The 12822-nt window shown below is 69.1% G+C and carries 11 protein-coding genes and 1 pseudogene; 4 read left to right on the top strand and 8 right to left on the bottom strand.

Features of this window, described 5'->3' with window-relative positions; translation table 11 throughout:
• Positions 1–8: 8 nt before the first annotated feature.
• From ACFFGH_RS03055 to ACFFGH_RS03070, 4 genes are read right to left on the bottom strand one after another with little or no spacing between them, the layout of a single operon-like run.
• The gene (locus ACFFGH_RS03055) at positions 9–494 is read right to left on the bottom strand and encodes a Na+/H+ antiporter subunit E (protein ID WP_386664695.1); all 486 of its coding nucleotides are present in this window, start codon (positions 492–494) and stop codon (positions 9–11) included.
• Positions 491–2020 carry a monovalent cation/H+ antiporter subunit D gene (locus ACFFGH_RS03060; protein ID WP_386667311.1) on the bottom strand — a complete coding sequence of 510 codons (1530 nt, stop codon included), beginning with the start codon at positions 2018–2020 and terminating at the stop codon, positions 491–493. The genes ACFFGH_RS03055 and ACFFGH_RS03060 overlap by 4 nt, the downstream gene beginning before the upstream one ends.
• On the bottom strand, positions 2020–2373 hold the full coding sequence (locus ACFFGH_RS03065; RefSeq protein WP_386667313.1) for a Na+/H+ antiporter subunit C: 354 nt from the start codon (positions 2371–2373) through the stop codon (positions 2020–2022). Before ACFFGH_RS03065 ends, ACFFGH_RS03060 begins: the two co-directional genes overlap by 1 nt.
• The gene (locus ACFFGH_RS03070; RefSeq protein ID WP_386664697.1) at positions 2373–5156 is read right to left on the bottom strand and encodes a monovalent cation/H+ antiporter subunit A; all 2784 of its coding nucleotides are present in this window, start codon (positions 5154–5156) and stop codon (positions 2373–2375) included. Before ACFFGH_RS03070 ends, ACFFGH_RS03065 begins: the two co-directional genes overlap by 1 nt.
• A gap of 224 nt (positions 5157–5380) precedes the next feature.
• Between ACFFGH_RS03070 and ACFFGH_RS03075 the strand changes: the two genes are divergently transcribed.
• Positions 5381–6238, top strand: a complete 858-nt coding sequence (locus ACFFGH_RS03075) for an NAD-dependent epimerase/dehydratase family protein (protein ID WP_386664699.1) — start codon at positions 5381–5383, stop codon at positions 6236–6238.
• 3 nt (positions 6239–6241) lie between these two features.
• On the opposite strand, the gene ACFFGH_RS03080 is transcribed toward ACFFGH_RS03075, so the two are convergent.
• The 3 genes from ACFFGH_RS03080 to ACFFGH_RS03090 all read right to left on the bottom strand — a co-directional run bounded on the left by ACFFGH_RS03080 (position 6242) and on the right by ACFFGH_RS03090 (position 9226).
• Positions 6242–7135, bottom strand: coding sequence for a DMT family transporter (locus ACFFGH_RS03080; RefSeq protein WP_386664701.1), 894 nt, complete (start codon positions 7133–7135; stop codon positions 6242–6244).
• A complete protein-coding gene (locus ACFFGH_RS03085) occupies positions 7135–7614 on the bottom strand; it encodes an Mpo1 family 2-hydroxy fatty acid dioxygenase (RefSeq protein WP_386664703.1) in 480 nt (159 codons plus the stop codon). The genes ACFFGH_RS03080 and ACFFGH_RS03085 overlap by 1 nt, the downstream gene beginning before the upstream one ends.
• 670 nt (positions 7615–8284) lie before the next feature.
• Positions 8285–9226: a phosphoribosylaminoimidazolesuccinocarboxamide synthase gene (locus ACFFGH_RS03090; RefSeq protein ID WP_386664705.1), complete on the bottom strand. Its 942-nt coding sequence runs from the start codon at positions 9224–9226 to the stop codon at positions 8285–8287.
• A 151-nt stretch (positions 9227–9377) separates the two neighbouring features.
• Between ACFFGH_RS03090 and ACFFGH_RS03095 the strand changes: the two genes are divergently transcribed.
• Positions 9378–9710 (top strand): J domain-containing protein, encoded by a 333-nt coding sequence (locus tag ACFFGH_RS03095; RefSeq protein ID WP_386664707.1) that lies wholly within the window; start codon positions 9378–9380, stop codon positions 9708–9710.
• Between the two features lie 124 nt (positions 9711–9834).
• On the opposite strand, the gene ACFFGH_RS03100 is transcribed toward ACFFGH_RS03095, so the two are convergent.
• The gene (locus tag ACFFGH_RS03100) at positions 9835–10668 is read right to left on the bottom strand and encodes an outer membrane protein (protein WP_386664709.1); all 834 of its coding nucleotides are present in this window, start codon (positions 10666–10668) and stop codon (positions 9835–9837) included.
• Between the two features lie 176 nt (positions 10669–10844).
• Here ACFFGH_RS03100 and rpe point away from each other — a divergent pair, with 176 nt between their 5' ends.
• Both rpe and yegS read left to right on the top strand, forming a co-directional pair.
• On the top strand, positions 10845–11531 hold the full coding sequence (rpe, locus tag ACFFGH_RS03105; RefSeq protein WP_386667315.1) for a ribulose-phosphate 3-epimerase: 687 nt from the start codon (positions 10845–10847) through the stop codon (positions 11529–11531).
• Between the two features lie 214 nt (positions 11532–11745).
• A pseudogene (gene yegS, locus ACFFGH_RS03110) lies at positions 11746–12687 on the top strand (lipid kinase YegS); the annotation flags it as partial.
• Positions 12688–12822: the final 135 nt, after the last annotated feature.

The raw sequence follows: 12822 nt of genomic DNA on the forward strand, positions 1-12822 counted from the left end.
GGTTTCGATCACTGGAAGATCTCCATCAGCGGCGCTTCGTAGCGCGCCTTGATCGTCGCCAGCAGCGCTTCGGCATCGGCCAGGTTGAAGCAGTGGATCAGCAGGTGGCGGCGGTCGTCGCTGAGTTCGGCCGAGACCGTGCCCGGTGTCAGCGTGATGATGCTCGCCAGCGTGGTGATCGCGTGCAGGTTGGTCAGCTCCAGCGGCAGCCACACGAAGGTCGGCGTCAGCGCACGCTCCGGCCCGAGGATGCGCCGCGCGACTTCGATGTTCGACAGCACGATGTCCCACAGCACGCGCCGCAACAGCACGAGGATCAGCCGCGTACGACCGAAGTGCGCACGCTCGGGCTGCAGCAGGCCGGCCACCAGCGGCAGCGCGATCGCGAGCACGATGCCTAGCGCGAGCTGGCCGGCGCTGAATTCGGCCACCAGCAACAGCCACAGCACCAGCACGGCGATGCTCAGCGGCGGCGAGGGCAGGAAGCGGCTCATGGCGATGGCATCCGCAGCTGGGGCTGCGTGGACTGCGCGGCCTCGATGTAGCGTTCCGGCGTCAGCAACTGGCGCGCGGTGGCATCGACATAGCCGACCACCTCGCCACCGGCGAGCACCAGGCCGATGCCGTACGCGACCAGCAGGCCGGTCGCCGCGAGGTGCAGGCTGGCCGGCGGGGCCGGCCGCGCGAGGTGCGCGGGCCACGGCTCGGCGCGCCAGAACACCTGGCTGCCGGTGCGCGCCAGCGCGACCAGGCTCATCAGACTGGTCGCCAGCACGATCGTCCACACCCAGCCGCGCAGCTCATCGGGCACTGCCGACAGGATCATCAGCTTGCCGATGAACCCCGAAAACGGCGGCAACCCGACGACCGAGACCGCCGCGATACCGAACAGCCCGCCCAGCAGCGCGGCATGGCGCAGCGGGCCGGCGCTGTCGAGCAACTCGCCGATGCGACCGCGCTGGCGGCGGATCAGATCGACCACGAGGAACAACGCGGCCGCGATGAACGTGCTGTGCAGCAGGTAGTACAGGCCCGCGCCGACCGCGTCGGGCGTGCCGAGCGAGAACGCGATGAACAGCGTCGCCGCCGAGGCGATCACCAGGTAGGCAACCTGCATGCGCAGCGTCGTCGCCGCGAGCGCGCCCAGCGTTGCCAGTACCAGGGTGATAAGGCCCGTCGGCAGCAGCCAGTCCCAGGCCCAGCCGGCCAGTTCGCCGGCCGTGCGCCCGAACACGAGCGTGTACACGCGCAGCACCGCATAGACGCCGACCTTGGTCATGATCGCGAACAGCGCGGCCACTGCGGCCGGCGCGCGCGAGTACGCACTCGGCAGCCACAGGTACAGCGGCAGCAGCGCGGCCTTGCCGCAGAACACCACCAGCAACACGCCCGACGCGGCGCGGATAAGCGCCAGGTCCTCGGCCGGGGCGGTCGCCGCGCGCAGCGCCATCTCGGCCATGTTCAACGTGCCCAGCAGCCCGTACAGCAGGCCCAGCGCGATCAGGAACAGCGTCGAGGCGGTGATGTTGAACACCACGTAGTGCAGCCCGGCGCGGATGCGCTGGCCGCGACCGCCGCTGAGCAGCAGCCCGTACGAGGCGATCAGCATTACCTCGAAGAACACGAACAGGTTGAACAGATCGCCGGTCAGGAACGCGCCGTTGAGGCCGGCGAGCTGGAACTGGAACAAGGCATGGAAATGGATCGCACGGCGGTCCCAGCCCGCGCAGGCGTACATCAGGCACGCCGCGCCGAGCAGCGCGGTGGTCAGCACCAGCATCGCGCCGAGACGGTCGGCGACCAGTGCGATGCCGAGCCGCGCCGGCCAGTCGCCGACGAGATAGAAATCGATCGCGCCGGCATCGGCGCGTGCGAGCAGCGCAATCGCGACCGCGATCAAGGCGCCCATGCCGATCCAGCCGAGCACGCGCTGGGCAACGATGCCGTGGCGTTCGACCCACAGCAGCAGCGCACCGACGACCAGCGGCACCACGATCGCAAGCGCGGGCAGGTGCTCGATCACGGCATGCCCTCGCCTTCATCGCCCGCATCGACGTGGTCGCTGTGGTTGTCGGCGCGGCTGCGCATCGCGACGACGATGGTCACTGCGGTCATCGCGAACGCGATCACGATCGCGGTCAGCACCAGCGCCTGCGGCAGCGGGTCGGTGTGGTTCGCCAGCGTGTGCGCAACGCCTTCGCGCAGCAGCGGCGGCTTGCCGACGACGACCCGGCCGGCCGCGAAGATCAGCAGATTCGTGGCATACGACAGCAGGGTCAGGCCGAGGATCACGTCGAAGCTGCGCGAACGCAGCAGCAGGTAGACGCCGCCGGCGGTCAGCGCGCCGATCCCGGTGGCAAGCGCGAGTTCGATCACGTGCGCTCCCCGCGGTGTCGGGCTGCCGCACGCGGAGGCCTGACCGTGCCCATCATGGACAGGATCAGCATCGTGCCGCCGAACACGACCAGGTACACGCCCAGGTCGAATGCGGCCGCGCTGGTCAGCGGAACCTCGCCGATCAGCGGCAGGTGCGGCTCGGCATGGCCGCTGGTCAGGAACGGATACCCCAGCAGCATCGGCGCCACACCGGTGGCGAGCGCGATCAGCAGGCCCACGCCGATGCAGCGCGTGTAGTTGAAGCCCAGCCGCGATTCCACGTACTGCGAGCCCAGCAGCACGTACTGCAGCAGCAGCGGGATCGCGAGCACGAGGCCGGCGATGAAGCCGCCGCCCGGTTCGTTGTGGCCGCGCAGGAACAGGTAGGCCGATACCGCGAGCGCCAGCGGGAACAGCAGGTGGCTGAGGTTGGCCGGCATCGGCAGCTGCGCCGCCGCCCCCGGCACCACCTCGTCGGGGGCCAGGCGCGCACGCCGCAGCAGCGCATGCACGACCAGGCCGGCAATGCCGAACACGGTGATCTCGCCCATCGTGTCGAAGCCGCGGAAGTCGACCAGGATCACGTTGACCACGTTGTGCCCGTACGCTTCGGGCAGCGAGCGCAGCAGCAGTTCGCTTGCGACGGTATCGCCGCTGCGCGTCATCACTGCATACGCGAGCGCGGCGACCCCGAGCCCGACCGCGCCCGCGATCAACGCGTCGCGCCCGCGGCGCAGCGCGGTGTCGGTGCGCGCGGACTCCTGCGGCAGGTAGTTCAGCGCCAGCAGCATCAGCGCGATCGTCACCATTTCGACCAGCAACTGCGTCAGTGCAAGGTCCGGCGCCGACAGATAGACGAACACCAGGCTCACGCCCAGCCCGACCGCGCCGACGACGATCAGCGCGAGCAGGCGCTGGCGGTGCACCGCGACCGTCGCCGCGGCGCCGACGATCAGCAGCAGCCACACGACCCAGCCGACCGCCGACATCGGCGCATCCGGGCGCGGCAGCGACTGCAAAAGCCCCGGCAGCACCGGCGCGATCGCAACGGCGAGCAGCGCGACGAGCACCCACCACAGCGAGCGCTGCAGGCCGCCATCGGTCAGGCGGAACGTGATCTCGCGTGCCACGCCGAGCAGGATCAGGCCCTGGCGGCGGAATACCTGCCGACCCAGCGCCCGCCGCACGACCGCATGCAGGTCGAACAGCCTGCGCAGGCCGAAGTAGAGGATCGTGCCGCCGATGACGCCGCCGATGCTCATCAGCAGCGGCAGGTTGATGCCGTGCCACAGCGCGAGGCTGTAGTACGGCGTGGCCTCGCCGAGCACCGCATGCACCGCGGCCGACAGCACCGGCGCGATCGTCCAGGCCGGCGCGATACCGACCGCGAGGCACAGCACGACCAGCACCTCGACCGGGATCTTCATGAAGCGCGGCGGCTCATGGATCTCGCGATCGACCTGTGGTTCGGTGCGGACCAGGAACGTGTCGTGCACGAAGCGCAGGCTGTAGGCGACGCCGAACACGCCAGCCAGGAATGCCGCGACCGTGACGGCCAGCCGCACGCCGTCCGAACCGCCGAGCTCCAGCGCCTCGGCGAAGAACATCTCCTTCGACAGGAAGCCGTTGAGCAGCGGGATACCGGCCATCGCGAGCGCCGCGATGATCGCCAGCGTGCTGGTGAACGGCAGGTACTTGCGCAGGTTGCCGAGCCGGCGCATGTCGCGCGTGCCGGTCTCGTGGTCGATGATGCCCGCGGCCATGAACAGTGAGGCCTTGAACGTGGCGTGGTTGAGGATGTGGAACAGCCCGGCCACCACCGCCAGCGGCGTCGACAGGCCGAACAGCAGCGTGATGAGGCCCAGGTGCGAGATCGTCGAATACGCGAGCAACCCCTTGAGGTCGTGCTGGAAGATCGCGTACCACGCGCCGATCAGCATCGTGGTCGCGCCGATGCCGCTGACCACATAGAAGAACTCGTCCGTGCCCGACAGCACCGGGTGCAGGCGCGCGAGCAGGAATACGCCCGCCTTCACCATCGTCGCCGAGTGCAGGTAGGCCGACACCGGCGTCGGCGCGGCCATTGCGTGCGGCAGCCAGAAATGGAACGGAAACTGCGCGCTCTTGGTGAAGATCGCCGCGAGCATCAGCGCGAGCATCAACGGGTACGTCGGTGCCGCACGGATCACATCGCCGGCCGCGAGCACCACGTCCAGCTCGTAGCTGCCCACCGCCTGGCCGATCAGCAGCACGCCACCGAGCAGCGCCAGACCGCCCGCGCCGGTGATCGTCAGCGCCATGCGCGCACCTTCGCGCGCCTCGCGATCGTGCGACCAGTAGCCGATCAGCAGGAACGAGCTGATCGAGGTCAGCTCCCAGAACACCGCAAGCAGCAGCAGATTGCCGGCCACGACCATGCCGAGCATCGCGCCCATGAACAGCAAGAGGTAGGCATAGAACTTCGGTGCGTCCTCGCGCTCGCTGAGGTAGTAGCGCGCGTACATCACGACGAGCCCGCCAATCGCGAGCACCATCAGCGCGAACATCCACGCCAGCCCGTCCAGCCGCAACGAGAACGCGAGTCCGATCTGCGGGATCCAGTCGTGCCATGCCGCCGGGGTGTCGCCGCGCAGCACGTCCGGAGTCAGCGCGGCGAGCACCAGCAGGGCGGACAGCGGGGCCGCGCCGGCCAGCCAGCCCGTCGTCACGCGCGACACATGGCGCATGAGCAGGACGATGGCGGCAAACGCGAACGGCAGGGCGAGCAGCAGTTCCAGCATCGGGCTCCGGAGGCAGGGCGCCGCGGCGCGGACTCGGGATGACAGGGGATCGGGGATCAGGACGCGAGCGGGGCTTCACGTCGCGGACGGCGAGTGTACCCGATGGGCTTGCAGCCCCTGCGTATGCATCGGGCCATCGACGCGGCGCGCGAGCTGTCGCGGTGATGGCGCATCATGTCGCGCCGCCGTCGCTACGACGGGCGGCAGATTGCGGAGGAGCGTGCTTGCGTCAGGTCCTGGTGTTCGGAGGCAGTGGGCAGATCGGCCGACCGCTGCTCGCGCGGCTGCGCCGCGATGGGTGGCGGGTGTTCGCGCTGTCGCGCGAGCGCCGCGCGGACGAGCCCGGCCTGCACTGGCTGGCCGGCGACTTCACGCAGTCCGATCCGCTGCCGCGCCGCATCGATGCGGTGATCAGCTGCGGACCTCTCGATCTGTTTTCGCACTGGCTCGAACAGGCCGAGCTGGACTGCCGGCGCGTGATCGCATTCGGATCGACGAGCATGGCGACCAAGCGCGAATCGGCAAGCGCGGCCGAGCGCGAACTCGCAGCGCGCCTGCACGCCGCCGAGGCACGCGTGTTCGCGCGCGCGGGCGAGCTCGGCATCGCCGCGACGTTGCTGCGGCCGACGCTGGTCTACGGGGCCGGGCGCGACGCCACGCTGACGCGCATCGCCGGCCTCGCCCAACGCTGGCGCTGTTTCCCGCTGCCGCGTGGCGCAATCGGGCTGCGGCAGCCGGTGCATGTCGATGACCTTGCAGCGGCCGCGCATGCCTGTCTTTCAAGTCCGGCGAGCCACGGCCGCGCCTACGACCTGCCGGGCGGCGAAACGCTGCCGTATCGCGAGATGGCCGCGCGCGTACTCGCCGTGCTGAAGCCGCGGCCGAGGCTGATCGAGCTGCCGTCGCCGGTGTTCAGGCTGGCCGTCGCGGCCGCGCAGGTGAGTGGTCGCGCGCAGGGGCTGGATCTGCAGGCGGTCGCGCGCATGCGCAGCGATCTCGTGTTCGATGCCGCGCCCGCGCAGCGCGACCTCGGCTATGCGCCGCGGATGTTCAGGCCGACGCCGGAGATGTTCGAGCCGTAGGGCTTAGGGCGCGTCGCCGGGCGCCGGCGGACGCGGCCGCCCCGTCGCAAGCCGACGCAGCGCGATCATCAGCACGCCGCCAAGCACCATCGCCCCGCCCACGAGCAGCCGCGGCCCCGGGCGGTCGCCCCAGAACGCGATACCGAGCCCGACCGCGAGCAGCGGCGTCAGCAGCAGCCATGGCGTGACCAGTGCGACCGGATGGCGCTGCACGAGCACGTAATACAGGCCGTGCCCGAGCAGTGAGGCCCCGAACGCCGCGTACGCCGCGCCGGCCCAGCCCACCCAGCTCACCTGCGGCAGTGCCGCCAGCGCGCCGGGCTCGATGACCGCACTGATCACAAGCAGCGGACCGAGGCTGATGACACCCATCCAGCCCTGCTGGCTGAAGACGTCCAGATCGCGCAGGCCCTTCATCAGCACGGTGCCGAGCGCGAGGAAGAACGCCGACACCAGCATCAGTACGAGCGACGCGGGCTCATCGAGCACCAGCGGGTCGAAGCCGAGCACGAGTACGCCGGCGAAGCTCATCGCGATCGCCAGGCCCGTGCGCCAGCCGAAGCGCTCGCCCAGCCAGAACCAGCCCAGTATCGCGGTCATCGGCACGTAGCTCTGCATGACAATCGCCGGCGACGACAGGTCACCCGCGAGCCGCAGTGCGGAGAAGCTCAGCCCGAAATGCAGCACGCCGACGCTGAGCCCCACCGCGAGCAGGCGAGGCCACTGCCCGGGCGACGGTGCCTTGAGCCATGGCAGTAGCACGAGGGTGAGGATCGCAAAGCGCAGCGCGGTGAACAGAAAGGGCGGGATTTCCCGCAACGCCAGCGCCGAGAGCAGGAAATTGCCCGCCCACGCCAGCACGATGATCGCGACAAGCGCGAAATCACGCAGCGGCATCAGTACGCCCAGCCGAGCTTGCGGTACAGCTTGGCCAGCACCCAGGCCGGCCCGATCAGCAGGTAGGTGAGGTCGGTCAGGAAGCTCGGCCGCCGGCCCTCGAGCTTGTGGCCGATGAACTGGCCGATCCAGGCGACTGCAAACACCGCAACCGCGAGCCACAGCAGCGACGTGCGCCCGAGATCGGCATACAGCGTCCGCGCGAGCAGGCCGAACACGACGAACATCACCAGCATCCCCAGCCCGATACGCCGCGACGCGCGGTAATAGAACAGGAGCGTCGCGAACATCGCCATGCCGGCCCAGAAGCCATCACGAAACCACGTGCCGGGGGCCGGGATGCACCACAGCAGCGCGATCACGCTCCAGACGATCGCCGGCACGCACACGACGTGGATGAGCTGGTTAGTCGCGTTGCGGTGGTCGCCCGAGTAGCTGGCAAACCAGCGGTCGATCGGGCGGGCGGAAGTGGAGTCCATGGAAGCGTCCTGCGGTGAATGCGACGAGCTTGCGCTGCGATACCGCATGGTTCAAGGACGGAAGCTGGCGCTTTGCTACGGACGATCGGCGTACTTGCCAGGCGCCCGGCCGTCGCCGCCAATAAACCCGATTTGCCACGCGCGCTGCGACGACACGCATCTGCGAAGACGGCGTGTGAAACGACATAGTCCGGCCCACCCCGCGTAAGAAAAAACGCGCGAAACCCCACGAAGCCCGGCCCTCCACCGCACGAAGGACGACGACACGCGCGGAATCCATTGGGCGGGACCTTCGGCGCCACGGATGGCGCCGAAGAGCCTCCATGGATGGATTTACGGCGTGTCCTGCCCAATGGATTCCGTGCGGGGCGGCGGCCCCGTCCGAAGCGACGCAACCGTTCTCCTGCACATATCGTCTGCTGGTACGGTGCAGGTGGGCTGAGGAGCGGCAAAAGCATCGCTGCGCCGACGGCCCGCGCATCACTCAAGCCAATTCGGGACACGCTGCAAGTACGTCCATGTAAGCTCTTCGGCGGCATCCATGCCGCCGAAGGTCCCGAATTGGCTTGAGTGATACGCGGGCCTGCAATGTCGGCGCATGGAGGGCGTCGAGCTCCGACTGCAGCCGCCGGCTCCGGACCTCGATTCCGACTTCGACTTCGACGGTTGGTCAGTCGACCGAAATACCCGCCAGCTTCTGCAGCGCCTCGGCGTACTTCGCACGCGTGCGCTCGATCACCTCGCTCGGCAGTGCCGGGCCCGGCGGCGTCTTGTCCCAGTCGAGTGTCTCTAGATAGTCGCGAACGAACTGCTTGTCGTAGCTCGGGGGACTGGAGCCGACTTCGTACTCGTCGGCCGGCCAGTAGCGCGAGGAGTCCGGCGTCAGCATCTCGTCCATGACGTACAGCCGGCCATCGACGTCGGTGCCGAACTCGAACTTCGTATCGGCCAGCAGGATGCCGCGCTCGGCCGCGTAACCGGCCGCAAAGCGGTAAAGCTGCAGCGTCGCGCGTCGGACCGCTTCGGCCAGGTCGGGGCCGATCATGTGCACGACGGTATCGAAATCGATGTTCTCGTCGTGGTCGCCGACCGCCGCCTTCGTCGATGGCGTGAAGATCGGCTCCTGCAGTTTTTCCGCCTGGCGCAGCCCGCCCGGCAGCTGGATGCCGCTGATGCGGCCTGTCCGCTGGTAGTCCTTCCAGCCGCTGCCGATCACGTAGCCACGCGCGATGCATTCCACGGGCACGGGCTTGAGCCGCTTGGTGACGACGGCGCGGCGCGCATACAGTGATGCGTCCGTGCCTTCGGGCAGTACCGATGCGACGTCGATGCCGGTCAGGTGGTTCGGCACGATGTGGTCGGTGCGGTTGAACCAGAAATTGCTGATCTGGCACAGCATCTCGCCCTTGCCCGGGATCGGGTCGGGCAGCACCACGTCGAACGCGCTGAGCCGGTCGGTGGCGACCATCAGCAGGTACTGCCCGGGCGGAGTACCCGGCGGCAGGCGCTCGGCGGGCAGGTCGAATACGTCGCGCACCTTGCCGCGATGGCGCAGCGGCAGGTCGGGCAGGTCGGAGACCGAAAGCGATGGTCGCGATGATGAGGTGGACAACGCGGAAGCCCTATGCATGGCGGACGGGCCCTGCCATCGCCGCGCGCACGGGCGCGACAGGGGCGGTGAGTGTACGCCGGTCGCGGTCGCCGTGCTTCGACGCGTACGCGCCGGCTAGACTGGCGGCGTTCGAACGCCCGGGTACGGACCGATGCGACGCTGGTACGGAAAACTGCTGGGCGTGATTGCGGGCATCGCGCTGCTGCGCGGGCATCCGCTGCTCGGCGCGGTGATCGGGCTGCTCGTCGGACATGCGATCGATGCCGACTGGTTCGCGACGCGCCGTGACGACCCGTACGCCGTGCTCGGCGTCAGCGAGCGCGCCTCCGATGCGGAGGTCGAGCAGGCCTACCGGCGCCTGATCGGGCGGCATCATCCCGACCGCCAGTCAGGCGAAGGTGCGAAGCGCCGCGAGCAGGCCGAGCGACGCGCACGCGAGATCAACCGGGCCTACGACCGCATCCGCACCCTGCGCGGCCGGTAGCGCACGCCGATTCCGGCCCGCCATCAGCGGGCCGGTGTGCCAGTCCCGGGCACGCCGTGCCGAAGCGGACCGCACCAGGAGCGTAGTGCGGTCCGCGCCGGCACGACGCGGTTCGGGTGAAGCGTCAGAAGCGGTAGCCGACCGTCACGCGCACGCTGTCGAGGTCGAAGTCCTCATCGCTGCGGCGGAAGTCGGTGCCCGCGGCGTTGGCGAGGATGAACGGGTTCGTCGCCGGGGCCGGGCCGGAGGCGCGGACGCGGTATTCGTCATCGTTCAGCCGCGTGCTGACGTACTCGACGCCGACCGTCCAGACGTCATTGAAGCGGCGCTCGTAACCCAGGCCGAACTGCGCGCCCGAGGCATCGCTGTCGCCGTTGTCGGTGAAGGTGTTGACGCGGTTGCTGCTGAAGAACGCGTTCTCGACCTTCGCCCAGGCGTAGCCGCCGGTCGCGTAGACGAGGTTCTCGTTGCCTTCGCCGAATGCCATGCCGACGCGTGCACGCAGCGCGGCGAGCGAGTCGATCTTGCGCACCGCGGTGTAGCTCGCAGGCGTGGTGCTGAACGCGGTCAGCGCATCACGCACGTCGTTCATGCCCAGCTCGCCGACAACGCCGAAAACCCAGGTGCCCGCCTGCCAGTCGTAGCCGGCACGCACGCCCCAGTCGGCGCCGCCGTTGTTGCCTTCGCAGCCTTCGCCCGGCGTCGGGCCACGCGAGACGCCGTCACAGGCGCCCGGCGAGAACGCATCGGCGCCGGCCACCGTACGCACGGTGTCGCCGAACGCGCCGTCGAGGTTCGTGTCGAACAGGAAGCGGTCGCCTTCGTCGTCCGGTTCCATGACCACGCCGGCATGCGCGCCGACGTAGCCGCCGGTCCAGTCGTCGCCGGACTGGGCGAATGCGGGGGTGGCCGCCAGCGCGGCGGCGAGAACGATCAATCGGGGCAGGGGTGCCTTCATTGCAATCTCCATGGGGGATGGGAAAGAGTCTTCATGGCGCCGAACTGGCACGGCGTTGCCCGCCGGCCACGACGCCTTAAGTGAGCTACGCCCGGAACGTCGTTCCGGATGCAGCGCTTTGCCGCCAGCAGGGCGGGGGAGCGACAATGGGCGTCTTTCCCATCGGGCTTCCCGCCATGCAGTCGACCGTCATCGCCCCTTCGATCCTGTCGGCGAACTTCGCCAAGCTCGGCGAGGAGGTCGATGCCGTGCTCGCATCTGGCGCCGATTGGGTTCATTTCGACGTGATGGACAACCATTACGTGCCCAACCTCACGATCGGTCCGATGGTCTGCGAGGCTCTGCGTAAGCACGGCGTGACTGCGCCGATCGACGTGCACTTGATGGTCGAGCCGGTGGACCGGATCATCCCTGACTTCGCGAAGGCCGGCGCGTCGATGATCACGTTCCATCCCGAGGCGAGCCGGCACGTTCACCGCACGATCCAGCTGATCAAATCGCATGGCTGCCAGGCCGGGCTGGTGCTGAATCCGGCAACGCCGGTCGACGTGCTCGACTGGGTGCTCGAAGAGATCGACATGGTGCTGCTGATGTCGGTCAACCCGGGCTTCGGCGGGCAATCGTTCATCCCGTCCGCGCTCGACAAGCTGCGCCAGGTGCGCGCAATGATCGACCGCAGCGGCAAGCCGATCCGGCTCGAGATCGACGGTGGCGTCAAGGCCGACAACATCGGCGAGATCGCCGCGGCCGGGGCCGATACGTTCGTCGCGGGCTCGGCGATCTTCAACGCGCCCGGTGCGGCCGAGCACGGCTACGCGGATGTCATCGAGCGCATGAAGCGCGCGGTCGAGGCGGTGCGCTGAGCCGACGCGGCCCGGCGAACACGCATGAAAAAGCCGATGCCCGTGAAGGCATCGGCTTGGAAGATTGGAGGCTGATCCTGCCTCCGTCCGTCGTCCCTGCGATGGCCTTCCATGCTCCGGATTGACGATGACCGTTGTGTGACGCCGATGTGGCGCGCCGATGACGCGCGCGGCTTCACGGGCCAACTTTTGAACCGCTGCTAGGCTGCCGGCCATGTCGACTGTCGACCGTACCCGAGCACCGTGCTGGCGGCTGATCCTCAACGGCAAAGCGGTAGCCGACGAGGAGGTGCGCGCCGCGGTCACGCTCGTGCGAAGCCGCGGTGTGGACCTCGGCGTGCGCGTGACCTGGGAGTCCGGCGACGCCGCGCGCTACGTCAACGAGGCGATTGCCGATGGCGTCGACACCGTGGTCGCCGGCGGCGGTGACGGCACGCTGAGCGAGGTCGCCGGTGCGCTGGCGGTCGCCACGGGCGATGCCGGCAGCTTGCCGAGCCTCGGCGTGCTGCCGCTCGGCACCGCGAACGATTTTGCCGTCGCCGCGCATCTGCCGGTCGACCCGGCCGGGGCCTTCGAGCTGATCGACCGCCAGCCCGCACGCCCGATCGACCTGCTGCGCATCGTCGCGGAAGGGCGCGAGCACTGGTGCGCGAACCTCGCCAGCGGCGGCTTCGGCACTCAGGTCACGCTCGAAACCGACGACGGCCTCAAGCGCGTACTCGGCGGGCTGGCCTATCTGATCACCGGCATCGCGCGGATCGGCAGCATCGAGCCGTTGCATGCGAACTTCCGGGGCCCGGATTTCAGCTGGGAGGGCGAGTTCATCGCGCTCGGGCTCGGCAATGGCCGCCAGGCCGGCGGTGGGCAGGCGCTGTGCCCGGATGCGAGCCTCGACGACGGCGAACTCGACCTCACGATCGTCCCGCCGCTGACCGGCGCGGTCGGGTCGATGGTCGGCACGCTGATCACCGAAGGCAAAGAGGCCGCGCTCGACCGCGTCGCGGTCCAGACGCGCCTGCCCTGGGTCGAGATCGAAGCGACCGAGCCACTGACGCTGAACCTCGACGGCGAGCCGGTGCAGGCTCGCGCGTTCCGCGTCGAATGCGTCGCGGGCCGGCTGCGCATGCACCTGGGCGCCGACTGCCCACTGTTCGGAACGGCGCCCGCCGTCGACGCGATGGCCGGGTTGCGCGACGCCCATGTAATCGCATATCCCCAGCACCCTTCGTCCTGAAGCCGACCGAGCGGGACAGGACCCGGCTCCGGTCGCGCTGGCATACTTGCGCCCCGC

The organism is Lysobacter korlensis (assembly GCF_042434515.1).